Here is a 22072-nt window from a genome sequence, read left to right as displayed (position 1 = left end):
CCCCCCCCCCCCCCCCCCATCACAGCCCCTGGCCGGCGTCCCACAGTCTCTCGGAGGACCCGGCCAGCAGATGGTCCAGCGAGATCGCCTGCGCGTCGGTGAGCGAGGCGACGTAATCGATGATGCCGCGGCCTCTGGCCCGCTGACGCAGCAGGGTCTCATCCTCGGTATCCAGCAGTTCCGGCACCGTGCGAGCCAGGCGCAGGTAGTCCTCCATCGCGAGGTCCACCAGATCCAGCAGCCGCCGCGGTGCCCGGCGAACATCAGCTGGATCATCGAGCCACGCAGCAAAGCCACGGATCAGTCGCTCCAGCAGGCGCGCCTGCCCCCGCTGGTACACCGTGAGGTCAGCGCGCTCGAGGATGAACCGCTCGTGCAAGAACTTCAGCACCGAGACCTCATGCCAGGCCGCCTGATTCAGGCTCACATGACCACAGCGCGGCGGCGGGTCCGTGTGTATCTCCACCGAGGTCTGCAGATGCTCGATCCAGCGTGCGGTAAAGGTGGCCAGTGCCCGCTCGGCATCACGTGAACCGTCGAAAGGCGCTAGCAGCAGTCCATCAACGACTTCTTCAAAGACTTTGTCCACTGCAGCCAGGAATGCCTCGGAGGACGCGATCCAGGAGTCTTTGCGGGCAAGTCGGCGCCACAGCAGTTCGAGAGCGTATCCCGGGGTGCGGCTGTTGAGCACCAGGTCAGCACTCTCCAGCTCCGCCAGCTCGTTGCGTCCCTGGCGCCAGGCCCGGAGTTCGGCCGAAATGGCGGCCTGATTCAGCAACCCAGCGCGGTAGAAGTCATCAAGATCATGGAGCGAATAGGCAATGTCATCGGCGATATCCATCACTGCGCATTCCACGGTCTGCTGGTGCTTGCTGATCATCGGATACGCCGCACGGGCATCCTCCATCGCAGGGGCATCCAGAGAGTAGACAGAGAACTTCCGTGCTCCGGCACCATCAGGTGAAGGTGAGAGCCCGCGTGGAGTCTCGGGGGCGCCGTCGCGCCCTAATCCCTCCTGCCGCAGCCACGGGTATTTCAGCACTGCCGCCCGCACCGCAGCGGTGAGGTTCAGCCCCGCCCCTTCCCGGTCGTACTCATCGAGCCTGGTCAAAATACGGAAAGACTGGGCGTTACCTTCAAAACCCTCTGCCAGGCCCAGATGCTCACGGGCCAGCCGGTCCAGGGTCCGTTCGCCCAAGTGGCCGAAGGGCGGGTGACCCAGATCATGAGCTGCGGCGGCTGATTGCACCACCACCGGGTGACAGCCGCCCAGCTGAGCGATCCGCTGACCTGCCGGGCCATCATCGGCCTGCAGGGTCACCGCAATGGAGCGGGCGACGGCGGCGACTTTCAGCGAGTGGGTCAGCCTGTTGTGAATAGCCAGGCCAGCACCGGTCTGGGAGATCACCTGCGTCACCGCAGAGAGTCGGGAGTAGTACGGGGAGAACCGGATTCGTTCTAGATCCGCTCGAAATTCTGGACTGCGTTCCACCTGTTGGGAGGCAGTCAGTTCCTCTGGCACCAATCGTTTCTGCCGGGGGTCCTCTCCTGGCCGGTGAGATAGATCAGCATGTGGTGCAGAAATGCTCTCCATCCTCCGACTCTATAAGAGTCCCGCGCTGTTGTCCGGGCATCTCAGAACTGGCGCGCGTGAGAATATGTGCTGATGAGTCCTGAAGAGATAGCGACGCTGCCCCCTATGGATCTTGCCTTCGGTGAGCTGCGCGAAAAACTAGTGGCCGCAGTGCTCTCCGGGGAGAAGACGGCGACGACGAGCCTGCACCAGTCCTACCTTGCCGAAGACCAGCCGCTGCCGCAGCCGGGGCTTCAGCGACTGCTGGGCCGCGAGGATGAGACAGTGGGGCTTATTGAAATCACCGATGTGAGCCTGCGCCGACTGGGTGAGATCGATGATGAGATCGCCTTTGCCGAAGGCGAAGGTTATGCATCGGTGGCCCAGTGGCGTGATAGCCACGAGGATTTCTGGCACTCGGTGGGTGAGGCAGAACCCGGCACCCTCACTGATGATTCTCTCATCGTGGTGGAGCGCTTCCGCCTGGTGTCAACGGACCTGCCGTAGCGTTGGCCCACTCAAGAGACTGAAGGCACAACTACGGCTCGTCCACGCAACTGGCCATCATGGAGCTTGCGGTAGGCCTCGGGGGCATCCTCCAAGGAGAAGCGCTCAGTCTCCACACTCACCTGTCCCGAACGGGCCAGCTCGAAAACCTCCATCAGCTCCGGTCGCGTCCCCCAATATGGCGCACGCACCCGTGAGCCGTACGGTTGACCCAGCAGGCCTACCGAGCGTTCGACCGACCCTGCGCCGACCAGGACCATATCTGTACGCGGACCTGCCAGCTGCTGGATGATCTCCAGCACCTTGGCGTTGGTGACGAAGTCGAAGACCGCGGCTACCGGACCGGCACCCACCTCTTCTGCGATCCGCGCGGGTGCTTCGGCGTCTGACAGGAACGCATGATGTGCCCCTACTTCGCGGGCAAACTCAAGTTTCTCCTCGCTGAGATCCAAAGCTACGACCGTTGCGGGAGTCAGTGCTCGCAGAATCTGCACTGCAACGTGCCCCAGGCCTCCGACGCCGATGACCACAGCGACACTGCCCGGAACCAGCAGATCGATCGAGCCTTTGATGGCGTGATAGGGCGTCAGGCCAGCGTCTGTCAGGGCTACATTCTCCGCAGGGTCAAGGTCACCTAGGGGAATGAGCAGACGTGGGTCTTTGACGATCATGTACTCCGCCATGGCACCGTCCTTGCCCAAACCGGGAGGGACGATACCGAGATCGGCAGCGTAGGGGCAGTAATTCTCGCTGCCCTGCGCGCAGGCCCGGCAACGCCCGCAGCCCTGAGGCCCGTACACTGCAACGGGCTCGCCCAGGGTTACGTTGTGGACCCCCTCGCCTACGGCATCGACAACGCCGACTCCCTCATGGCCTAGAGTCATCGGCAGCGGATATCCGAAGGCACTATATTCTTCCTCCGACAGGCTCATGACGAAACTATCCGAGTGGCAGGCACCGGCGGCAGTGATCTTCAGGCGCACTTCCCCTGGACCGGGCTCAGGCGTCGGAACTTCACGGATTTCAGGGGCCTTGCCGACCTCAACGTATTGAAGAGCTTTCATCTGATACCACCCTTAATTCTCTAGCGCTGGCCAGTGCGGCACTGCGTTTTGATAGATCCTCGGTGTCAGGAGTTAGTCGCATCCTTTCACTGCACAGGCCGGGTCGCAATGGTCGAACAGGCTTACTCCCCATCGGCACACTGCAAAAGCCGCTACAATGAGTGGATTGGATCTTGTAACCAGGAGATCCTGCGTCGTAAGAACGCTTTCTTCAGCCCGTCGGCAAGAACCGGCCCGGGCTTCTGCATTGAACTTCTCGCGGCGACCGAGTGCACCGTCCGGTGCTTTCGCCATTGCCAGACCCTCGTCGCAGCCCTCAGTAGGCCGCCTTGCGCTCTGGCGCAGCTCGAAAGGCAAGACCCATTTCTGAATCCCCTATGACCTTTGTGGATCTCAACGTGCCCGCACCCCTGGTGCGAGCCCTGGCCGAGGACGGCAAGCTGGTGGCCTTCGCCATTCAGCGCCAGACCTTGGCCGATACACTCGCCGGCCGGGACGTGCTTGGCCGGGGCAAAACCGGCTCCGGCAAGACCCTGGCCTTCTCCATCCCTGTGGTGGCCAAGCTGGGAGAGCATCCGACGGCGCGCCGCAGCAAACAGCCGCGCGCTTTGATTCTGGCCCCTACCCGCGAGCTGGCCACCCAGATCAATGCCGTGGTGGAACCACTGGCAGCCGCCTATGGTTTGAGCACCACCACCATTTTTGGCGGCGTCAGCGCATCACGTCAGATCAGCGCACTGCGCGAAGGCGCTGACATTGTGGTGGCCTGCCCGGGACGCCTGGAGGATCTGCTCAGCCAGGGAGCCCTGACGCTGGACAGCATTGAGATCACTGTTCTGGATGAAGCAGACCATATGGCCGATCTGGGCTTCCTGCCCGGGGTGACACGCATCCTGAACAAGACGCCTGAGCGCAGCCAGCGACTGTTCTTCTCTGCGACCTTGGACAATGGCGTGGACAAACTGGTCAAGCGGTTCCTGCACAACGAGATCCTGCATTCAGTGGACGAGGCCACCTCCCCGGTGGCCGCGATGACCCACCATGTCTATGAGGTCGACGCTGAAGAGAAGAAGGAACTGGTGAAGACGTTGGCCTCCGGAACCGGACGGCGCATCCTCTTCACCCGAACCAAGCATCAGGCCAAGAAGCTGGCCAAGCAGCTCACCAGCCAGGGAATTCCCGCGGTGGACCTGCACGGCAACCTCTCGCAGAATGCGCGCGACCGGAACCTGGCGGCCTTCGGCGAAGGTGATGTGCGCGTCCTAGTGGCCACCGATGTGGCAGCACGCGGTGTCCATGTGGACAACGTCGAGCTGGTGGTACATGTGGATCCCCCGGCGGAGCACAAGGCCTACCTGCACCGCTCTGGACGCACTGCACGCGCCGGTAGCTCCGGAGACGTGGTGACGGTGATGCTGCCCGAGCAGCGTCGTGACACCCAGGGGCTGCTGCGCAAAGCCGCCATTGCAGTGACTCCGATCAGCGTGACCAGTGATTCCCCTGAAGTCACCGGCCTGGTCGGCGAGCAGGCCGCCTATGTGAAACCAGCACCTCAGCCGGTCCAGCAGAACTCCGGTGCCCGTTCCGGCGGTCGCGGTGCTGGCCGATCTGGCGGTCGTAGTGGTCGCCCAGCAACCGGTTCGGCCCGTCGCAGCGGTGGCTCGGGCGCGGCTTCACGCGGATCGTCATCCGAAGGCGGCTCTCGCGGCGGCAGCCAGTCCCGCACCCAGGGCGCATCCCGCGGCGAGAGCGGCCACCAGGGCGGTGGGCGTCGTCGTTCTGCCTCCCGTAGGCCCAGCAGCCACCGCTGATCAGCCTGCACAGGATCCCAGCTGAGGTCATATGGTCAGCGCGGTGGAGGTGTCTGCACTGTTCAGTAGAGTGTCTAGTCCACCACTTGAAAGGTTGTTATGCCTTCACCGCGCGGCCCGCACGGCCCACAAAACCCACGGATCGACCAGCCGCGTCCCCGTCACCTGACGCCGGCGCAGCTGCATGACCTGACCGACCTGGGATACGCCGAAGGGCGCAGCTTCTCCGCTGAAGTGTTCACCGGGGATCTCAGCGGCACCGGCCTGGTGGAGTGTTCATTACAGGAAGTTGTGGTGGATGAGGCGGATTTCAGCGGCTTCTCCTGTGCTGAAAGCCAGTTCAGCCGGCTGCACGCACCGCATCTGAAGGCACCGCGCTCCAGCTGGCGTGATGTCACCATCGCGGGAAGCAGGATCGGCGCGGCCGAGCTCTATGAATCCGGCTGGACTTCCGTCCACCTGCAAGATTCCAAACTCGACCTCCTGAATCTGCGCGGGGCCACGCTCACCGATGTGCTGGTGGAGAACTGCAGCATCACTGAGCTGGATCTCACTGGCGCGACGGCGATGCGGGTGCAGTTCATCGGCTGCACCATTGAGACTCTGGAGGTCTCGCAGAGCCGGTTGAGTCATACGGACCTCCGTGGCGCCGAGTTCCGGAGGGTAGTGGGACTGGAAGGCCTCCGAGGAGCCAGCATCAGCTCATCGCAGCTGACTGAGCTGGCCCCAGCCCTGGCAGCGCAGGCCGGGCTGCAGGTGCTCTGAAAGCTCCGCACAACGGTGGATGAAATCGCCGCCGTTACCCGCCGAAGACGACCACCCCGGCAAGGATCGTCTAGTATTCACCAGGCTCGTTCACACTGAGCCCACTCACTTCACCACCTCGATTTGAACAGGACTCTGCATGACCGCTTGGAACGTATTCACCGACCTGGGCTTTATCTGCCTGTTGCTTCTGATCGGGGCGTTCCTGCGGGCCAAAGTCACGTTCATCCAGTCCTTGTTCCTCCCCGCGAGCCTGATCGCCGGTGTGCTGGGGTTGCTGCTGGGACCTCAGATGCTCAATGTCATTCCCTTTTCTGAGGGCTTAAGCGACTATGCCGGGATCCTGATTGCGGTGGTCTTCGCAGCCCTGCCTTTCACCTCGCAACTGAGCTCTTTCAGCAAGGCCGCAAAGAACGTGGTGACCACATGGGCTGTTTCGCAGTCAGTGGTGGTACTCCAGTGGGGTGTGGGCCTGCTCTTCGGCCTGGGCATCATTGCCCTCATCTTTGCGAATATCCCCGACGGCTTCGGGCTGATGATGGCCGCAGGCTTCATGGGCGGACACGGCACAGCCGCGGCCATCGCCGATGTGTACGGGGATCAGTGGCCTGATGCGCAGAGTCTGGGCATGACTGCAGCCACTGTAGGAATCATCGTCTCCGTGGTCGGCGGCATCCTTATCATCAAATGGGAGTCCCAGAGGGGCAACACCGCCTACCTCAAGAACTTCAAGGACCTGCCCCAGGAGCTGCGCAGCGGATTGGTTCGTCCTGAACGTCGCGAGAGCATTGCACACAGCCCTGTCTCGACCATGTCCATCGACCCGCTGATCTACCATGCCGGACTGGTGCTGGGCATCGCCGGTGTCTCGTACCTGGCTGCCAGTTGGCTCAGCGGCCTGGGACAGGGCTTGAGCATTCCCACCTTCTCAGTGGCCTTCCTGGCGGGCTTCGCGGTGCTCTTCCTGCTGAAGCGCCTGGGCGCAATGGACCACTTTGATCGGCGACTCTTTGAACGCACCTCAAGCTCCTCCACGGACCTGCTGGTGGCGTTCGGTGTAGCCTCCATCAACCCCGCGGTGGTTCTGGCCTACGCCGGTCCGCTAGCTATGCTGCTGATCTTCGGCGTCGTTTTTATTGCCTTCTTCTACTTTGTCATTGCCAAGCGGCTGTTCACCGATCACCCGGTGGAACAGTCCATCTTCCTGTGGGGATGGAATACCGGGACGGTGGCCATGGGCATCGCATTGCTTCGGGTGGTTGATCCTGAAATGCGCTCTAAGACACTGGACTACTACGGCATCGCGTATGTGCCCATCGGATTCGCAGATATCGCGATCATCGCGCTGTTGCCCGTATTCGTGATGAGCGGCTTGGCCTGGCCAGCTGCCCTGCTGCTGACATTCGCTGGGATCGCGCTGCTGGGACTGGCACGGTTCACCGTGTCCAAGCCTCAAGTCGTAACCGCAGCACCGACGGGGGAAGCAATTGAGCCCACTCGCGGTTGAGCGCTGATGTGAGGCTTTCTCTGCTCGACCGTTCCCGTACCCGCAGCGGATATCCAGAAGCTGCTGCGTTGCAGCATTCAGTGGAGCGCGCTCAGTGGGCCGAGAGCTTGGGCTATCACCGCTTCTGGGGAGCGGAGCATCACGCGGTGCCCGGTATCGCTTCTGGTGCCCCTGCGGTGTTACTGGCCGCAGTAGGGGCGCAGACGAACCGGATCCGACTGGGCTCCGGTGGGGTCATGCTCCCCCACCATCAGCCGCTGGTCGTGGCCGAACAGTTCCTGATGCTCCAAGCACTCTACCCAGCACGAATCGATCTGGGGCTGGGCCGGACACTGGGGTTTACCGAACCGGTCCGGCGCGCTCTGCGCCAAGAGTCCGACGACGTGGAGAACTTCGCGAACGACGTCGAGGAACTTCGCGACTATCTGCAGCGCAATGCTGGGGTGACAGCCAGGCCCGCCGCTGAGCAGCCACTGCCCATCTTCCTGCTGGCCACTGGCCGCGGTATCAGCACCGCCGCCAGGCTAGGACTGCCGGTCGTCATCGGTGGCCCTATCCTGCGCTCCGCTGACCTGCCCCATATGCTGCAGAGCTACCGCCGAGAGTTTCGGCCCTCACCAGCTGTCCCGGAACCTGAAGTGCTGATCTCTGCCGATGTGTACATTGCCGACACCACTGAGGAAGCCCATCAACTCGCACTGCCGGAAGCTTGGGCTATGGCCAGGTCACGAGAGACCGGCGAATTCGGCCCGCTAGAACCGGTGAAGGATATCCGCGCCCAGCGCTGGAGCAGACGCACCGAGGAACGCATCCAGCAGAGCCTGGAACAGGCCATTGCCGGTGATGAGCATCAGGTGGCGAACCGGTTGGATGAGCTGTTCACGCGTACCGGTGCCAGTGAGCTGCTGGTCTCTACCAGCACTTATGATCGTCAGGCTCTGCGCGAGCTGGATACACGAATGGCGGGGCTGGCCGCCGGATAATCCGGCACCCAGCCCCGCCATCAACTGACTGTGATGAGCTAAGGACGCGCCGGAGGCGTGGGCGCACCCTTGGGCGGGGTGATCTTCGGGTACTGACCCGCTGTCCCCGCTGCGGTACCCGCCGAAGCCGAGCTTGGACCAGCTGCGGTGTCATCAGCGGTGCCCACCGCAGGACGGTGCGGTGAGGGATCCCAGCCGCCGTCGACGACCTTGCGCTGCACCAGGATGGCTGCGCCGAGAATCAACAGACCAAGTGCGGCAATCACGATGAGTCCGCCCCATGATCCCAGGGCCGCACCGTAGCCGATCAGGATCCCGAACCACCCGAAGTCAGTATCGCCGAAGGTGGTGTTGGCTGTGCCGAAGTCACCAAGCACCAGCAGCAGCACCGCCGGTAAGAAGGTGATCAGCAGGCCGTTGACGAAGCCGCCGGCCACCGCGCCGCGACGACCACCTGTGGCATTGCCGTAGACGCCTGCGGCACCGCCGGTGAAGAAATGCGGCACCAGGCCGGGCAGGATCAGTGCCAACCCCAGCGCCGGATTCAGCCACAGCGAAAGCACAGCCAGCCCGATCAGACCGCCGCTGAAGCTGGAGATGAAGCCGATCAGCACTGCGTTCTGGGCGTAAGGGAACACGATGGGCGCATCCAGTGCCGGAATAGCGCCGGGCACGATCTTGGCGGCAATGCCCTGGAAAGCCGGCACAATCTCACCGAGGATGGTACGGACGCCAAAGAGGATCACCGCCACGGCAATGCCGAACTGCAGGCCCTGGGTCAGCGACTGCATGACGAAGTTCCCGGGGCTGGTCGCTCCGCCTTCGAAAGCCTCATAGGCCGCCTCGCCTTCGCGGGCGAAGAAGATCAGCGCGACCACCACGTACATCATGACCATCGACAATGCGGTGGCCACCATCGAATCGCGCAGAAAGCGCAGCCCCTCAGGGAGCTTCAGCTCCTCGGTGGAGCGGCTGGTCTTACCGCCCACCACACGGCCCACGGCGCCTGCTGCCACGTAGCCAGCGGTGCCGAAGTGCCCCATCGCGATGCTGTTATCCCCAGTGATACGCCGGGTGAAGGGCTGAGAGAACGCTGGCAGGGCCACCATCAGAATGCCCAACAGCGCAGCGCCCAGCAGTACGGTGACCGTCCCGGAGTATCCGGCTGAGGCCAGAACGATGGTCAGCAGGGTGGCCATGAAGAGGATGTGATGTCCGGTCAGGAACACATAGCTCAGGGGTGTGAACCGGGCCAGCACCAGGCTGATGGCGAAGCCGAGAATCATCAGCCAGGCGACCTGCGCGCCGTAGGTCTCCTGGGCGATGCCCACAATGGCTTCATTGGTAGGGATTACTCCCTGGGCGCCGGTAGCGCCCTGGATCATGATTCCCAGCGGATCCAGGGACGCGACCACCAGGCCGGCACCTGCGCCGATGAGCAGGAAGCCCAGGGTTGCCTTCACCGCTCCACCGATCACCTGACCGGTTGATTTGCGCAGGGCGATGAGCCCCACTGCCACGATGATGCCGATCAAAAAGGCAGGAACAGACAGGATCTCGTTGACGAGAAACTCAGGGATTGCGACAAGCCAGTCCATAGTGGTCCTTAGACGTCGTAGAGCTCGCGCAGGGCACGGTCGAGCTCATCTTTGCTGGTGAAGTTCTCTACAACCCGTACCGGGACGCCCACATCCCCGAGGGTCTTGGCGATCTCACCTGAAGTCAGAATCGCCTTGGACTCTTTAGCCCGGCCGCGCGCGGAGATGGTGTCCGTAGCCTCCACGCTGACGTGGCGGTCCCAACCCCAGGTGCTGAGCACGCCCTCCAGAGTGTTCTTCAGGAACAGGGAGGTGCCCAGCCCGTTGCCGCAGACGGTGAGGATCAGGTGCCGGTCCTCGGCTGGTGAAGACGCGGAGGACGACGGCGCGGCCGCCGGTTCAGCAGCGGCGGCGGTATCCCCGCCGAGCACTGCGCGCAGCTGTCCGGGGCTGGAGACCGTCTCCAGTGCCGCACGGGCGTCGTCGTCGCCGATCACCTCGGCCAAGTTGGCCATCGCCTGTACGTGCTGCCGGGAATCGGTGGCAGCTAGCGCCACCACCAGGCTCACCGGATCGTGCTCGGTATGGCCAAAGCTCACCGGCTCTTTCAGTCGCACCCAGGACATGCCGGTGCGCAGCACGGCTTCCGAGGGGCGCGCGTGCGCGAAGGCGAAGCCCGGGGCGATCACAATGTAGGGCCCGTGGTCAACAACATTGTCAACCATTGCCTGGGTGTAGTCGGCGGTGGTGACGCCGGTGCTTTCCAGCAGCTGGCCCGCAATCTTGACCGCGGCTGCCCAGTCGGCGGCCTCGGCGTCCAGGAGTATCGCATCCTCCGGGATCAAGTCGGATAGGGGTGAGGACATCAGGGGAACCGTCCTGCTCTGTTTCGGCTGTGAACGCTGTCTTGTTTTCGAGCACTTTGGCGAGTGCTCCTACCCTGGATGGACGTGCCATAGGGCGCAGATGACATTACTCTGTGATCTGCGTTTTCACATCCCTGACCGGCTGCTTTCTCAGATCTCACGTGTCATGAAGACACTGTTGGGATCCTCGCGGTACGTGCCAAAGGGCGGGCATTGACTAAACCCTGCACGTCGATAGAGCCGGCGGGCAGCCGCGAAGTAGTCCTCCACTCCGGTCTCCAGGCTGAGCCGGCGTGCCCCTCGTGCGCGGGCCTGCTCCAGCAGATGCTCCAGCAGCTTCATGCCCACGCCGCGGCCTCGCGCCGCAGCAGTCACGCGCATGGTCTTGATCTCCAGCTCAGCGGGGCTCAGGATTTTCAGCGCCGCACACCCTAGAAGCACCGCATCTTCACCATCGTCTTCCCAGGCCGTCCACAACGTGATGTCATCGGCGCGCAGGGCGTCGACTTCCAGAGCATGGATGCTCTCAGGCGGAGAGGTGGCATGCATATCGGCTAAGTGTTCAGCGATCAGTGCAAGCACGGCGGGATGCCTCAGGTGGTCTTCGATAATGCGCACGCTGACACCTTAGACTGCGCTGACCCCGGGGACTATCGACAGTAAGATATGACAATGGCGAAGCCCACTGAAGGTAAGCACCGTATCTACTCGATGCCTGTGGCCAGTGTGTATCCGCACTACATCACCAAGGCCGAGCGGAAGGGCCGCAGCAAGGATGAGGTCGATCAGATCATTCGCTGGCACACCGGGTACTCGCAGCAGGCGCTGGAAGAGCACCTAGCACGCGAGACCGATTTTGAGACGTTCTTTGCTGAGGCTCCTGCACTGAACCCGAACCGTTCGCTGATCACGGGTGTGATCTGCGGGGTCAAAGTCCAGGAGATCCAGGAAGACACCATGCGCGAGATCCGCTATCTGGACAAGATGGTGGACGAACTGGCCAAGGGCAAGGCCATGGAAAAGATCCTGCGCCAACTGGCATGAGCATGGGGACCGAGCCTGAAGTCCTGGTGCTAAAGGATGCCGCTGCTTGGCGGATCTGGCTGGATGAACACGAGGATTCCCACGACGGTGTCTGGCTGATCCTGGCCAAGAAGGGCACCACCTCCCCTACCTCGCTGAGCTATGCCCAGGCACTGGATGAGGCGCTGTGCAGCGGCTGGATTGACGGTCAGAGGCGAAGTTACGACGAGGTGTCCTACCTTCAGCGATTCACGCCCCGTCGTGCCCGCTCCATCTGGTCCAAGCGGAACGTGGAGTATATCCAACGGCTGCGAGAAGCGGGCCGGATGCGTCCACGCGGTGAGCATGAAGTGTCTCGGGCACAGGCCGACGGCCGATGGGACCGCGCCTATGAGGGGCCCGCAACGGCTGTAGTACCTGAGGATCTTCGTACTGCCCTGGATTCATACGGGCTGGTTGCCTATTTCGAGTCATTGAACAGTCAGGAGCGCTATTCGCTGCTGCACCCGCTGATGACAGCCACCAGTGACAAGACCCGCGCGGCCAGGCTTCAGCGCATAGTGGACAGGCTGCGTGAGGCCTCAGCCTCAGGTGGATGATGAAGCCATGAAGATTGATGTGTGGAGCGACTTCGTCTGCCCCTTCTGCTACATGGGTGAGGCACTGCTGCAGCAGGCCCTGAAGACTTACGACGGCGAGGTCAGCATCACCTATCACAGCTACCAGTTGATGCCTGAGCTCGCTGAAGACACCGCCATCAATCCCACGGATCTGTTGGTGCAGGAACGCGGCATGGACCCCGAGCAGGCAGCCGCAGCCAATGCGCAGGTCACCCAGCGCGCTGCCACCCTGGGACTTCAGTACCGGTTGGATCAGGCGCTGGCAGTCAATACCCGCACTGCGCATCGGCTTTCGCATTTCGCAGCCGAACACGGTAGACAGCATCAGCTGGTTCGCGCGCTCTTCGATGCTTACTTCACACAGGGACTGAATCTGCGCGAGACTGACACGCTGGCCGATATAGCAGCCCAAGTTGGTTTGGACCGCGAGCGTGCCCGCGCCGTCGTCGTCGGTCATGACTACAGCCAGCAGGTGGAGGCAGATATCCAGCAGGCTCAGCGGCTGCAGATCAGCGGCGTGCCGTTCTTTGTGTTCAACGAACGGCTTGCGGTCTCTGGAGCCCAGCCCGTGGAGGTCTTCCAGCAGGCTCTGCAGCAGGCCAGCCACCCTGCCAGCTGAGCAGCGGTGACTACTCCTGCCGCTCCTTAAGGGCGGGATCAGCTTCACCGTGCTGTTCCTGGGTGACTGTCAGCACCAGATCCTGGATGCGCCAGTCCAGCTCCGCACAGCTGCGCCGCAGATCTTCCAGCCAGGCGATGTCCACAGTGGCCTGATTCAGCTGCATGAAGACCTCGGCGTGGAGCACGTGTCCCTCATCCCGAGCCCTGGTCTGCACCGCAACCACCTGAGGCTCCTGAAGGACCCTGGCATTGATCTGCGCGATGATCGGATGCGGTGCGGAGTTATCGACGGTGGTGGCTCGGGCATCGGTGAGATCGCTGATGGCGTCGCGGATGTTCTCCCAGCCGTCTTTAGTGATGGAGACCGACACCACTAGCGCCGCTACCGCATCAGCCCACCAGAAGCCCAGCCCGATGCCGGCAACTCCAGCGGCAGTTGCCACCCCGGTCAGCCAGTCCGCCCGGTTCATATCCGCATCGGCGCGCAGGACCTTGTCATGCAGCTGCTCAGCCAACCTCCGCTTGATCCGGCCCAAGATCACCGGAGCAATGCAACTGGCCAGCGCCACGATAATCATCAGCCAACCCAGCCATACCGGGGTACCGAAGATATTGACTGCCCCGATGGGCGGGCGCTCCCCCATCAGCAGACCGCTGCCGCCGTCGGCAATGAGCAGCAGTCCGACCCCGGCCAGCGCCACTCCGGAGACTAGGTGACCAACACCTACGGCCCGGTGATATCCGAACGGGAAACGCTCATTGGGTGCCTTACGCGCTACTCTGGCCCCGATCAGAAAGGCCAGCGGGGGCAGGAAGGACAGCATGTCCTCGATCCAGGCGGTCTTCATCGCCTGGGAATTACCCATCACCGCCGCCATAGCCGCCACTGTGGCGGCTAGGATGACCATCCACAGCCACTGGATGCGCCGGGCGTTGCGCAGGGCCTGCTGCTGCTCATCGGGCAGTTCGGTATGGCCGAAGGTGATAGTCACTGCTGCTCCTGCCCGCTGTGTTCGAGCTCAATGAAGTAGCTCTCCAGATCCATCAGCAGCGCGTTCTCGCCCTGTTCCACCAGAACTACTCGCTGCGAGCCATCCGGGTCTTTGCGATAGGGCCGGGTAATGGCGCCTTCCTTCTGCCAGTGGGTATTGCTGTCGAAGCCGCCAATGACGACGTCCAGCTCGTGTTCGGCCAGCTGTCCCAGCAGCTCTGATTCGCTGCCGGGCACCCAGATGATCTCCGCTCCGAGCCGTTCGGCGTAGCCGTTGAGCAGATCTACTTCGGTACCGCCCGGGGCGGACGCGGTGGAGTCACCGATCTCAGTCCATGGCGGATGTTCGGTGATGCCTATATGCAGCTCGCCCTCGCGGGCTGCTTCGAGGCTTCCCTCCGGGTCAGCGGGAATGGACGAGCATCCCGCTGCCGCTCCAGCACACAGAAGAACTCCAGCCGCCAGAACTGGCCGATTCCACCATCGCACCAACGCCACTTGCCGCTCCTCTTTCGGACCAGACGCCTCGTCCTGCGGTAGTGCCGCAGTCAAACAAAACTGTACTCCTGTCATGGCAGACTGAGGCAGGTGAATAAGCAGGCACACCGTGTAGGCGTCGTCGTCATCGGAGCCGGCCAGGCTGGGCTATCTGCCGGATATCACCTGCAGCGCAGCGGGTTTCGCCCGGCAACTCAGCACGCGGAAACTGATCACCCTGCACCTCAGGACCGTGCAGAACAGCGGACATTTGTCATGCTCGATGCTGATGCTGCCCCGGGCGGGGCCTGGCAGCACCGCTGGAAGTCACTGCGCATGGACACCGTCAATGGGATCTTCGACCTCCCTGGTATGCCCAAGCCTCCGCTTGATCCGCAGGAGCCCAGCCGGACCGCCGTTCCCGGCTATTTCGCGGCTTTTGAGGCACGCATGAAGCTGCCTATTCGGCGTCCGGTCCGGGTGAGCTCTGTCTCTAGGGCCGACGACGACCCTGCCGGTGAACTGCTGGTAGTGACCGACCAGGGCAGCTGGCACGCCCGTGCCGTCATCAATGCCACCGGTACCTGGAATAATCCGTTGCTGCCTTCCTATCCGGGCCAGGAGTCCTTCACCGGCACACAGTTGCACACCCGGGACTATAACCGGGCCGAAGACTTCAGCGGCAAGAGGGTTGCTGTGGTGGGAGGTGGTATCTCCGCGGTGCAGCATCTTGAGGAGATCTCGCTGCATGCCAAGACGTTCTGGTACACGCGTCGGGAACCGGTCTTCAACGATGCTGATTTCCGTCCCGAGATCGAAGGCCGACGCACTATCGAGAGGGTCACGGCCAATGCCGAGGCCGGAAATCCTCCCGGGAGCATCGTCTCCTATACGGGCCTAATCTGGACCCCTGGAGCCAGGGCCGCCCACGCCCGCGGGGCCCTTGACCGACGCCCCATGTTCACCCGCATTGAGCCCTATGGTGTCCGCGAAGCTGATGGTTCCTTCACCTCAGTCGATGTGATCCTCTGGGCCACCGGATTCCGCCCGGCTCTGAAGCACTTAGCGCCGCTGCAGCTGGTGAACTCCCGCGGTGGTGTTCAGGTGCGCGGCACCCAGGTGGTGGCCGAACCGCGGGTGCATCTGATCGGTTTCGGGCCCTCGCAGTCCACCGTGGGGGCCAACCGGGCCGGCCGGGAAGCAGTGCGCGTGCTCACTCACACCCTGGCGGGCTGGCAGTAAGGGCAGACATAGACACTGCGGTCCTCTATGGCTGCCTGTCGCAGCTGCTCTTCACCCAGGTAGTACCGGATGATCGGCGTCTGGCAACGCAGGCATAACTTTCCGGCTCGCCCGTAGGTCCACAGCGATATCGCCGTGGATGCTGATCCGGTGGTGGCACGTCGGCTGCGGTTCTTATTGACCTGCAGCAGCCGGTAGGACATCTCAAGAACCGAGTCGAGATCGGCCACCTCGCCCACCGGGGTTTCTGGGCGCAGCCGGCTCAGGAAACAGATCTCACTGCGGAAGACGTTTCCGATGCCGGCCAGATTCCGCTGGTCCAGTAGGGCCACACCGAGGGAACGTTCGGGCTGAGCCTGCAGCCGCCGTCGTGCCTCATCCTGATCCCAGTCCGGACCCAGCAGGTCAGGTCCAAGGTCAGCAAAGAAGCTGTCTTCTGACGTGCGAGGCATCAGGTGCAGCTCGCCGAGCGAAAACCCGACCGCTTGATGCTCAGCGGTGTTCAGCACACAGCGGGCAGTGTGCCCAGGACGCTTCCAGCGCGCGCCGTTGCGCGGATACACATGCCAGATGCCTTCCATCTTCAGGTGGGACTGGATGGTGGTCTCCCCTGCCCGGATCAACAGGTGCTTGCCACGGGAGAGCACCTCTTCCACCAGCTCACCACTGAGGTCCGCAGTGGCATACTGCGGGACGCGGAACTGCGTGGACTCGAGGAATTTGCCAGCCAGCACTGCGCGCAGCGCGGAGGCCTGGTGGTAGACGGTATCTCCCTCAGGCATACCAGTTCCCGGTCATGTCCGCTCCCGCCAGAGCGTCCATACGTTGCCGTCCTGCACATGATGCTGCACCCCGTGAAGAACCATGGAGGCGATCGCTAAACCGCGGCCTGACTCAGCCAGCTCGCCCGGCAGAGCTGCCTGGTCCAGGATGTGCGGGCCTGTGAGAGGTTCGGCGTCATCGCGCAACTGAGCAAAAAGCCGATGGCGGTCAACCACCAGCTCCACCCACAGCGTCATAGAGTCACGGCCACCGCCGGGGATCCCGTGTTTGACCATATTGGTCAGCACCTCAGACACCCCAAGGGAGAACTGGAGCCGTTCCTCATCCTCAACATCTCCCACTTGAGCGCACAGTCGAGCCACTTCATCCAGAGTCTGATCCACAAGATGCAGATCAGCTGCTCCGTTGAAGGTAGATCTGTGCGGCTCAGCTGCCGGTGGATTCTCAGTCACCGGCGAAGGCCGACTCCACCGACGAATGATTCCGCAACACCCGATCAAGGTTCGTCAGGCGCAGCACCGAACCAACAGCTTCGCTGGACGCAGCAACCCGCAGGTCCCCTCCGGCTACGCGTGCTGCCTTGAGCCCTCCGATGAGTGCGCCCAGCCCGGATGAATCAATGAAATCGACCCCAGAGAGATCGACAACGATCCTGTTCTGGCCAGACTCGAGCAGGTCGCTCACCTGGCGTTTGACTCTAGGAGCTCCCACGGCTGTAAATCGTCCCTGCGGGGCGATGACCGAATATCCCTGTTCATTCCTGACGGTGATCTCCATGCTTCTCCTGTTGTTGTCCTGCCGCGAGCGCCTCTGCCTCAGCTGCGGGCCCGCGGTACCTGATTGCTTGAATAATGATGCTCAGCGCGGCGAGGTCATAAGCTATCCAAATGGTGTTCACCAGGGTGCCAGTACCGTCCGCGGTGCCCATACCGACTCTGATGACGCCGACGACCAGTGCGATGACCAGCAGCACCATAGCCGTTAGCTGAGGCCAGATTTCCCGCCAGGGAATCCCGCCTTCCCGCCCATCCTTGCGAGTCACCACGAAGCCCAGGGGACGTTTGAGGAAAACGTTGGCGACAGTGGTGGAGCACGCTCGGATCCAGACTGGGAAAAGCGCCAGCGAATATTGCTGTCCACGCCAGGTCCTGATTCCACGTGCCACTACCAGGAAGAGCAGCTGGTTGATGAAGAAGTACGGCAAGAACCGTGCGAAGAAGTCAACGCTCCAGGCGGTGACGGGCATGACACCCATGAGCAGATAGATGATCGGCGCTGCGAGATAGACTACCGCGGCATATCCGGAGAGATAGGTCCACATCGTGGAGAAGTACATCAGCTTCTGACCCAGAGTCAGCCCCCGCTTGACCAGTGGGTTGTCCCTGAACATCACTTGCAGCGTGCCTTGTGCCCAGCGCAGCCGCTGCTTCAGCATGGTGGCGAGGTCTTCGGGGGCCAGCCCGTGCGCCAGCACTTCGTGGTGGTAGACACTGCGCCACCCCAGAGAATGCAGCTGCATGGCCGTAGCCATATCTTCGGTCACCGAGATCGTGGCCATCGGCTGGATGGGCTGGGCCTCGTCTGCTCTGTCAACGCGCAGCTGATCCAGCAGTGCGGTCACCGACTCAACGGCCTGAAGCGGTGAATGCTCAGCTTTGCTCAGGTGATCCAGAGCATTCTCATCAATCACTAATGCGTTGAGCTCAGTGTCGCGCTGAACTGGGATGCTCTCCAGGAACGCGAGATCTTCCCGGATAGAGGAGATGTCCGCGCTTGTGAGTCGGTGTGAGGCTGCTTCTGCTTCGGCATGGACCCGGTAGACGACCTCCGCGATCGGCTCACCGCGCGAGATGTCCTGGCGTGCCCGCACAACCTCGCCCCCCAGCTGTTTGAGCTCCTGGCTGAGCTCTGGGGCGCCTCGATGCCGCTTGGCTTCACGCGCAAGCAGGGATTCTGCAGCCCTCAACGTGCGAGCTACAGACTGTTCAAGATTCCTGACGTATCCCACAATGCCAAGCCGCATCAGCGCCTCACGCCGCAGAACAGCGTTGGAGCCGCAGAAGAACGCCGCGTTCCAGCCGTCCTTGCCCTGCTGAATAGGGCCGTAGAACAGCGGAGCCTGGCTGCCTAGTGGATCAGCCTCATCCACGTTGATGAACCACTGCGGTGTCTGCACCAGGGCCACGTCAGGGTCATCGGCGAAATAACCCAGCGTCCGGTGAAGAATCAGGGGATCCGGGACCTGGTCAGCATCCAGGATGAGCATGAACTCGCCGTCGGTGCTGAAGAGTGCATTGTTGAGGTTGCCGGCCTTGGCATGGCGAGGTTTGCCAGTCCAGTCCTCAGATCTGGTGATGTATCCGATGCCGAGTTCCCGTGCTGCCGCGCGCATCTCAGCCCGGTCGCCGTCGTCGAGAATCCACGTTTCGTGGGGATACGTGATCGCTTTGGCGGCCTGCGCTGTTTTGCGGACCAACTCAACAGGCTCGTTGTATGTGGTGATGAAGACGTCAACAGACCCACTGGGCGGTGACTGCGGCCCCTGCCGCTCGCGGGCCCGCCACATGGTGGTTGCGAAGAAAATGGTGTCAATCAAGCTGTAGGTTTCGGCGAGCACCAGTGGTACCGCTATCCACCAGGCTTCCCAGTTCACCGATTCCAACCAGCGCCAGACGACATAATTGAGGCCAAGAATGACTGCCAGAACAGCAAGTACTCGGATCAGGATGAGTCGGCGGCTCATGCGTCCCTCCTGATGATGATGATGGTGGCGTCATCCGGTGCATGCATTCTCACAGCGCGTGTCAGCACTTCTTGGACTACTTCGGCTGGGCTCAGCTCGGCGAGCAGCTTCGCAATCTCAGTGAAGAGGTCGCCGGAGGCCAGTACATCCAGCACGCCGTCGCTGCAGCACAGGAGCATGTCACCGGGAGCCAGGACCGTGGCAGCGGCGACATAATCAGCATCCAGGCCCATACCCATGGGAAGACTTGAAGAATCCAGACGCTCGAGCTCTCCCCCGCTTCGGATGATGAACCCCAGGTTGTGCCCGGCGTCAACAAATTTCAGCTCACCGCTCTGGCAGGAGAGTTCAGCGTGAAATGCTGTCACGAAGATGTTCATATCCGTGAGGCCCTCGCTGAGAAGATCGTCGACCCGGCTCAGAGCCGAAACCAGTTCCCGATCTGCTTGAGTCCGTAATGCCCCGCGAACACCGGAGGCGATGATTCCTGCGCCAACCCCTTTGCCCATCACATCGGCCAGAGTGAATCGTAGTCCATCGTCTGTGCGGTAGAGATCGTAGAAGTCACCCGAGATATCGCCTGCCGGTTGAGTTCCGGTGGCGATGGTGTAACCGGTAATGTCCGGCACGGTTCGTGGCGTCAGTGCTCGTTGCACTAGAGCCGCATGGTCGATCTCCTGCTGGCGGGCAAGCTCAACCTGAACCCAAAGCGCGAGGTCTTTGAGCAGTTCCCGACGCCTAGCATCCATCGAGCGCGGCCTGGTGTCCAGGACGCAGAGCGTACCCACTTGCTCACCACCCGGAGCCTGAAGCGGATGGCCGGCATAGAACCGCAGATTCGGGTCACCTACAACAAAAGGGTTCTTCGCGAAGATGGGGTCCTGTGCGGCATCTTCGATCACCAGAGTCCCGCTTTGCCGGATGGTGACGTCACAGAAGGCGTCATCACGAGGGGCCTCTGGACCCCCGAGCCCGATCTCTGACTTGCGCCACTGCCGGTCCCTGTCCAGAAGTGTCACACTCACCATCGGTACGTCGAAGAGCTCCTGAGCCAGCCTGGTGATTCTGTCCACACGTTCATCCGGGGGCGTGTCCAGTATTTCCATCGCGTCAAGGGCCTGCTGCCGCTGCTGCTCAGAAATCACGTTCTTGCTCCTTGACCCTCATGCGGTACTTTGGCCAACCATATCCCGCGAACCCGCAACCGGCCAGGAAGGCAGCAAATTCAGGAGAAAGCCCTTGACCTGGGGATTCATCGCCCCCAGGATGGTGCTACGAGGTCTAAGAGCAGTGCTGCCGAGACGAATCCGCGAGGCCCAGCATGATCACCCATGACGTAGCACCCGGTATCCATCTGATCACCCGAGCCCATGTGAACTGCTACGTGGTGGAGGACGACGACGGCGTCCTGCTGGTGGACGCCGGGCTGCCGAAGATGTGGCATGAGGTTCTTGAGGCCCTGGACTACCGAGGACGGCGCCCGGATGAGATCCGTGGCATCGCGCTGACCCACGGCCACTTCGACCATGTGGGCTTCGCCCGGGGTGCTCAGCATGAACTTGGCATCCCGGTATGGGTTCATGCCAAGGACATGCCGCTGGCAGCTCACCCCTACCGCTACGCCACCGAGCGCAACCGTCTCCTCTACCCCTTCACGCACCCAAAGTCCTTGCCGGTGCTGGGGCGCATGGTCACCGCTGGCGCGCTGCGCATCAAGGGTGTAGAGCAGACCACCGCATTGGACGTCACGGCATTAGATCTACCCGGTCTGCCCGTGGCGTTCCACACTCCCGGACATACGGACGGACACTGCATTCTGCACTTCCCTGACCGCGATGCGGTGATCAGCGGCGACGCACTGGTGACGCTGGATCCCTATACCGGCAACCGAGGTCCCCAGATTGTAGCCAGTGCTGCGACCAAGGACACCGCACAGGCGCTCCAGTCACTGCAGGCCGTTGCTGCTACTGGTGCCACCATGGTGCTTCCCGGCCACGGTGAGCCCTTCAGCGGTGGAGCAGACGCTGCGGTTCAGCAAGCCCTGCACGTGGGCGCCCACTGAATTGCACTTTACTGTCCTGGCACCGGTACTCGGGCCGCCGCACGGTAGGCCAGCCATCCTCCGATTCCCGGCAGCAGGCTTAAGCCCCACACCCTGTGCTGCCCGGACGCGCATAACACTGCGGTGATCACCGTGCAGGTATAGGCCAGCCCGTGCAGTGGTCCCAGCACTGAGCTGATCCCTGGTTGGTGCACAGTGGCCAGGTTCAGCAGCATCAGCGCCAGGGTGACCATCTCGACCACACCCAGCCATTTCAGAATGCTCAGCGGACTCATACGTACCCATCCTGTCCGGGGCGGTAGATCATCATCACCACAACAACTGCCCACAGCAGGTTGAATATGCCGGTAGTCATCCCCAGCCGCCGGGCGATGGACAGATCCGGCATCACTGCGGCGGCGTCGTCGTCCTTGGCTGCCGGGGTGTGCTGTTCAAGCCCGGCCAGCACACGTTTCTGGGTGGGGATCACCTGGGTGATGAGCACGACGGCGGCCAGCCCGGTCAGACTCATCGACACCAGCAGCCACGGCTGGGTCAGAATCCCCATGGAAAGAGCTGTGGCCACACCAAAAACCGGCACCAGGACGCCGATCACTGCGTAGACAGCGGTGATGCGATGCAGGATCCGCACAGCGGCAGCAGCGCGGGCATCTGCGGGATCGCTCAGCGCCCGGCGGGCAGCGGGAGGGAACATACTGGCGGCCACGGCCACCGGCCCGATGGCGAGAATAGCGCCCAGCACGTGGACGGAGAGAAGGAAATTGCTCACGCACCCTATCTTCTACGTCGTGTAGAAGATTCAGCTAGTGACCTGGTTGCCATGTCCCGCCTGAATCCGGCCACCGGGTCCTGCTTCGGCTTATACCCCTGTTCGGCCCCGACATCACTGAGTAATG

The 22072-nt window shown here is 62.3% G+C and carries 24 protein-coding genes; 10 read left to right on the top strand and 14 right to left on the bottom strand.

All coding sequences use genetic code 11. The features are described from left to right. Positions 1 to 19: 19 nt before the first annotated feature. Positions 20 to 1594: a deoxyguanosinetriphosphate triphosphohydrolase family protein gene (locus tag ABEA23_RS12305; protein WP_345478304.1), complete on the bottom strand. Its 1575-nt coding sequence runs from the start codon at positions 1592 to 1594 to the stop codon at positions 20 to 22. Positions 1595 to 1666: 72 nt separating this feature from the next. On the opposite strand from ABEA23_RS12305, the gene ABEA23_RS12300 reads away from it, so the two are divergent. Continuing rightward, positions 1667 to 2080 (top strand): ASCH domain-containing protein, encoded by a 414-nt coding sequence (locus ABEA23_RS12300; RefSeq protein ID WP_345478303.1) that lies wholly within the window; start codon positions 1667 to 1669, stop codon positions 2078 to 2080. An 11-nt stretch (positions 2081 to 2091) separates the two neighbouring features. Here ABEA23_RS12300 and ABEA23_RS12295 read toward each other — a convergent pair whose 3' ends face one another. Next, positions 2092 to 3144, bottom strand: a complete 1053-nt coding sequence (locus tag ABEA23_RS12295; RefSeq protein WP_345478301.1) for an NAD(P)-dependent alcohol dehydrogenase — start codon at positions 3142 to 3144, stop codon at positions 2092 to 2094. A 377-nt stretch (positions 3145 to 3521) separates the two neighbouring features. Between ABEA23_RS12295 and ABEA23_RS12290 the strand changes: the two genes are divergently transcribed. The 4 genes from ABEA23_RS12290 (at position 3522) to ABEA23_RS12275 (ending at position 8210) form a co-directional block, all read left to right on the top strand. Further along, the gene (locus ABEA23_RS12290) at positions 3522 to 4955 is read left to right on the top strand and encodes a DEAD/DEAH box helicase (protein ID WP_345478299.1); all 1434 of its coding nucleotides are present in this window, start codon (positions 3522 to 3524) and stop codon (positions 4953 to 4955) included. Positions 4956 to 5054: 99 nt separating this feature from the next. Then, positions 5055 to 5720, top strand: coding sequence for a pentapeptide repeat-containing protein (locus ABEA23_RS12285; RefSeq protein WP_345478298.1), 666 nt, complete (start codon positions 5055 to 5057; stop codon positions 5718 to 5720). Positions 5721 to 5859: 139 nt separating this feature from the next. Continuing rightward, positions 5860 to 7227 carry a sodium/glutamate symporter gene (locus ABEA23_RS12280; RefSeq protein ID WP_345478297.1) on the top strand — a complete coding sequence of 456 codons (1368 nt, stop codon included), beginning with the start codon at positions 5860 to 5862 and terminating at the stop codon, positions 7225 to 7227. Positions 7228 to 7235: 8 nt separating this feature from the next. After that, complete coding sequence (locus ABEA23_RS12275; protein ID WP_345478296.1) at positions 7236 to 8210, top strand: MsnO8 family LLM class oxidoreductase; 975 nt, start codon at positions 7236 to 7238, stop codon at positions 8208 to 8210. 38 nt (positions 8211 to 8248) lie between these two features. Here the strand turns inward: ABEA23_RS12275 and ulaA are convergent, their stop codons facing one another. From ulaA to ABEA23_RS12260, 3 genes are all read right to left on the bottom strand, one after another. Next, entirely contained in the window at positions 8249 to 9808 is a 1560-nt protein-coding gene (ulaA, locus tag ABEA23_RS12270; RefSeq protein ID WP_044492678.1) for a PTS ascorbate transporter subunit IIC, read from the bottom strand. A gap of 8 nt (positions 9809 to 9816) precedes the next feature. After that, entirely contained in the window at positions 9817 to 10614 is a 798-nt protein-coding gene (locus tag ABEA23_RS12265; RefSeq protein ID WP_345478295.1) for a PTS sugar transporter subunit IIAB, read from the bottom strand. 150 nt (positions 10615 to 10764) lie between these two features. After that, positions 10765 to 11232, bottom strand: coding sequence for a GNAT family N-acetyltransferase (locus tag ABEA23_RS12260; RefSeq protein ID WP_345478294.1), 468 nt, complete (start codon positions 11230 to 11232; stop codon positions 10765 to 10767). A gap of 54 nt (positions 11233 to 11286) precedes the next feature. Here ABEA23_RS12260 and ABEA23_RS12255 point away from each other — a divergent pair, with 54 nt between their 5' ends. Genes ABEA23_RS12255 through ABEA23_RS12245 form a run of 3 tightly spaced genes read left to right on the top strand, consistent with a single transcriptional unit; the run spans position 11287 to position 12876 of the window. After that, positions 11287 to 11658, top strand: coding sequence for a DUF2200 domain-containing protein (locus ABEA23_RS12255; RefSeq protein ID WP_345478292.1), 372 nt, complete (start codon positions 11287 to 11289; stop codon positions 11656 to 11658). 2 nt (positions 11659 to 11660) lie between these two features. Next, positions 11661 to 12236, top strand: a complete 576-nt coding sequence (locus tag ABEA23_RS12250) for a YdeI/OmpD-associated family protein (protein ID WP_425577217.1) — start codon at positions 11661 to 11663, stop codon at positions 12234 to 12236. Further along, positions 12211 to 12876, top strand: coding sequence for a DsbA family oxidoreductase (locus ABEA23_RS12245; RefSeq protein WP_345478289.1), 666 nt, complete (start codon positions 12211 to 12213; stop codon positions 12874 to 12876). Before ABEA23_RS12250 ends, ABEA23_RS12245 begins: the two co-directional genes overlap by 26 nt. 10 nt (positions 12877 to 12886) lie before the next feature. Here the strand turns inward: ABEA23_RS12245 and ABEA23_RS12240 are convergent, their stop codons facing one another. Both ABEA23_RS12240 and ABEA23_RS12235 read right to left on the bottom strand, forming a co-directional pair. Then, positions 12887 to 13870 (bottom strand): cation diffusion facilitator family transporter, encoded by a 984-nt coding sequence (locus ABEA23_RS12240; protein WP_345478288.1) that lies wholly within the window; start codon positions 13868 to 13870, stop codon positions 12887 to 12889. Further along, positions 13867 to 14367, bottom strand: a complete 501-nt coding sequence (locus ABEA23_RS12235) for a transporter substrate-binding domain-containing protein (RefSeq protein WP_345478287.1) — start codon at positions 14365 to 14367, stop codon at positions 13867 to 13869. Before ABEA23_RS12235 ends, ABEA23_RS12240 begins: the two co-directional genes overlap by 4 nt. A gap of 90 nt (positions 14368 to 14457) precedes the next feature. Here ABEA23_RS12235 and ABEA23_RS12230 point away from each other — a divergent pair, with 90 nt between their 5' ends. After that, positions 14458 to 15588 (top strand): NAD(P)-binding domain-containing protein, encoded by a 1131-nt coding sequence (locus ABEA23_RS12230; RefSeq protein ID WP_345478286.1) that lies wholly within the window; start codon positions 14458 to 14460, stop codon positions 15586 to 15588. Here ABEA23_RS12230 and ABEA23_RS12225 read toward each other — a convergent pair. Genes ABEA23_RS12225 through ABEA23_RS12205 form a run of 5 tightly spaced genes read right to left on the bottom strand, consistent with a single transcriptional unit; the run spans position 15564 to position 20259 of the window. Further along, positions 15564 to 16370 carry a DNA-formamidopyrimidine glycosylase family protein gene (locus ABEA23_RS12225; RefSeq protein WP_345478285.1) on the bottom strand — a complete coding sequence of 269 codons (807 nt, stop codon included), beginning with the start codon at positions 16368 to 16370 and terminating at the stop codon, positions 15564 to 15566. The two genes, ABEA23_RS12230 and ABEA23_RS12225, sit on opposite strands and share 25 nt — an antisense overlap. A gap of 12 nt (positions 16371 to 16382) precedes the next feature. Further along, positions 16383 to 16823, bottom strand: a complete 441-nt coding sequence (locus tag ABEA23_RS12220; protein WP_345478284.1) for an ATP-binding protein — start codon at positions 16821 to 16823, stop codon at positions 16383 to 16385. Beyond that, positions 16816 to 17148, bottom strand: coding sequence for an STAS domain-containing protein (locus ABEA23_RS12215; protein WP_345478283.1), 333 nt, complete (start codon positions 17146 to 17148; stop codon positions 16816 to 16818). The genes ABEA23_RS12220 and ABEA23_RS12215 overlap by 8 nt, the downstream gene beginning before the upstream one ends. Next, complete coding sequence (locus ABEA23_RS12210; protein WP_345478282.1) at positions 17126 to 19114, bottom strand: glycosyltransferase family 2 protein; 1989 nt, start codon at positions 19112 to 19114, stop codon at positions 17126 to 17128. Before ABEA23_RS12210 ends, ABEA23_RS12215 begins: the two co-directional genes overlap by 23 nt. Beyond that, the gene (locus tag ABEA23_RS12205) at positions 19111 to 20259 is read right to left on the bottom strand and encodes a PP2C family protein-serine/threonine phosphatase (protein ID WP_345478281.1); all 1149 of its coding nucleotides are present in this window, start codon (positions 20257 to 20259) and stop codon (positions 19111 to 19113) included. The genes ABEA23_RS12210 and ABEA23_RS12205 overlap by 4 nt, the downstream gene beginning before the upstream one ends. Before the next feature lie 176 nt (positions 20260 to 20435). Here ABEA23_RS12205 and ABEA23_RS12200 point away from each other — a divergent pair, with 176 nt between their 5' ends. Continuing rightward, positions 20436 to 21176 (top strand): MBL fold metallo-hydrolase, encoded by a 741-nt coding sequence (locus tag ABEA23_RS12200; RefSeq protein WP_345478280.1) that lies wholly within the window; start codon positions 20436 to 20438, stop codon positions 21174 to 21176. Positions 21177 to 21184: 8 nt separating this feature from the next. On the opposite strand, the gene ABEA23_RS12195 is transcribed toward ABEA23_RS12200, so the two are convergent. Both ABEA23_RS12195 and ABEA23_RS12190 read right to left on the bottom strand, forming a co-directional pair. After that, complete coding sequence (locus ABEA23_RS12195) at positions 21185 to 21451, bottom strand: hypothetical protein (protein ID WP_345478279.1); 267 nt, start codon at positions 21449 to 21451, stop codon at positions 21185 to 21187. Beyond that, positions 21448 to 21945, bottom strand: a complete 498-nt coding sequence (locus ABEA23_RS12190) for a DUF2269 family protein (protein ID WP_345478278.1) — start codon at positions 21943 to 21945, stop codon at positions 21448 to 21450. The genes ABEA23_RS12195 and ABEA23_RS12190 overlap by 4 nt, the downstream gene beginning before the upstream one ends. Positions 21946 to 22072: the final 127 nt, after the last annotated feature.

It is taken from the genome of Nesterenkonia rhizosphaerae, from assembly GCF_039544555.1.
Classification (GTDB): Bacteria; Actinomycetota; Actinomycetes; order Actinomycetales; family Micrococcaceae; genus Nesterenkonia; species Nesterenkonia rhizosphaerae.
Note: the sequence above shows the minus strand (reverse complement) of the source record. Positions and strands in the feature narration are given on the sequence as shown.

What these genes read in the sequence shown, in the direction of transcription:
- ABEA23_RS12255 (WP_345478292.1), top strand. Translation starts at nt 11,287, where the DNA reads ATGGCGAAGCCCACTGAAGGTAAGCACCGTATCTACTCGATGCCTGTG.
- ABEA23_RS12195 (WP_345478279.1), bottom strand. Translation starts at nt 21,451, where the DNA reads ATGAGTCCGCTGAGCATTCTGAAATGGCTGGGTGTGGTCGAGATGGTC.
- ABEA23_RS12300 (WP_345478303.1), top strand. Translation starts at nt 1,667, where the DNA reads ATGAGTCCTGAAGAGATAGCGACGCTGCCCCCTATGGATCTTGCCTTC.
- ABEA23_RS12290 (WP_345478299.1), top strand. Translation starts at nt 3,522, where the DNA reads ATGACCTTTGTGGATCTCAACGTGCCCGCACCCCTGGTGCGAGCCCTG.
- ABEA23_RS12250 (WP_425577217.1), top strand. Translation starts at nt 11,661, where the DNA reads ATGGGGACCGAGCCTGAAGTCCTGGTGCTAAAGGATGCCGCTGCTTGG.
- ABEA23_RS12305 (WP_345478304.1), bottom strand. Translation starts at nt 1,594, where the DNA reads ATGGAGAGCATTTCTGCACCACATGCTGATCTATCTCACCGGCCAGGA.
- ulaA (WP_044492678.1), bottom strand. Translation starts at nt 9,808, where the DNA reads ATGGACTGGCTTGTCGCAATCCCTGAGTTTCTCGTCAACGAGATCCTG.
- ABEA23_RS12265 (WP_345478295.1), bottom strand. Translation starts at nt 10,614, where the DNA reads ATGTCCTCACCCCTATCCGACTTGATCCCGGAGGATGCGATACTCCTG.
- ABEA23_RS12285 (WP_345478298.1), top strand. Translation starts at nt 5,055, where the DNA reads ATGCCTTCACCGCGCGGCCCGCACGGCCCACAAAACCCACGGATCGAC.
- ABEA23_RS12210 (WP_345478282.1), bottom strand. Translation starts at nt 19,114, where the DNA reads ATGAGCCGCCGACTCATCCTGATCCGAGTACTTGCTGTTCTGGCAGTC.
- ABEA23_RS12225 (WP_345478285.1), bottom strand. Translation starts at nt 16,370, where the DNA reads ATGCCTGAGGGAGATACCGTCTACCACCAGGCCTCCGCGCTGCGCGCA.
- ABEA23_RS12295 (WP_345478301.1), bottom strand. Translation starts at nt 3,144, where the DNA reads ATGAAAGCTCTTCAATACGTTGAGGTCGGCAAGGCCCCTGAAATCCGT.
- ABEA23_RS12280 (WP_345478297.1), top strand. Translation starts at nt 5,860, where the DNA reads ATGACCGCTTGGAACGTATTCACCGACCTGGGCTTTATCTGCCTGTTG.
- ABEA23_RS12215 (WP_345478283.1), bottom strand. Translation starts at nt 17,148, where the DNA reads ATGGAGATCACCGTCAGGAATGAACAGGGATATTCGGTCATCGCCCCG.
- ABEA23_RS12200 (WP_345478280.1), top strand. Translation starts at nt 20,436, where the DNA reads ATGATCACCCATGACGTAGCACCCGGTATCCATCTGATCACCCGAGCC.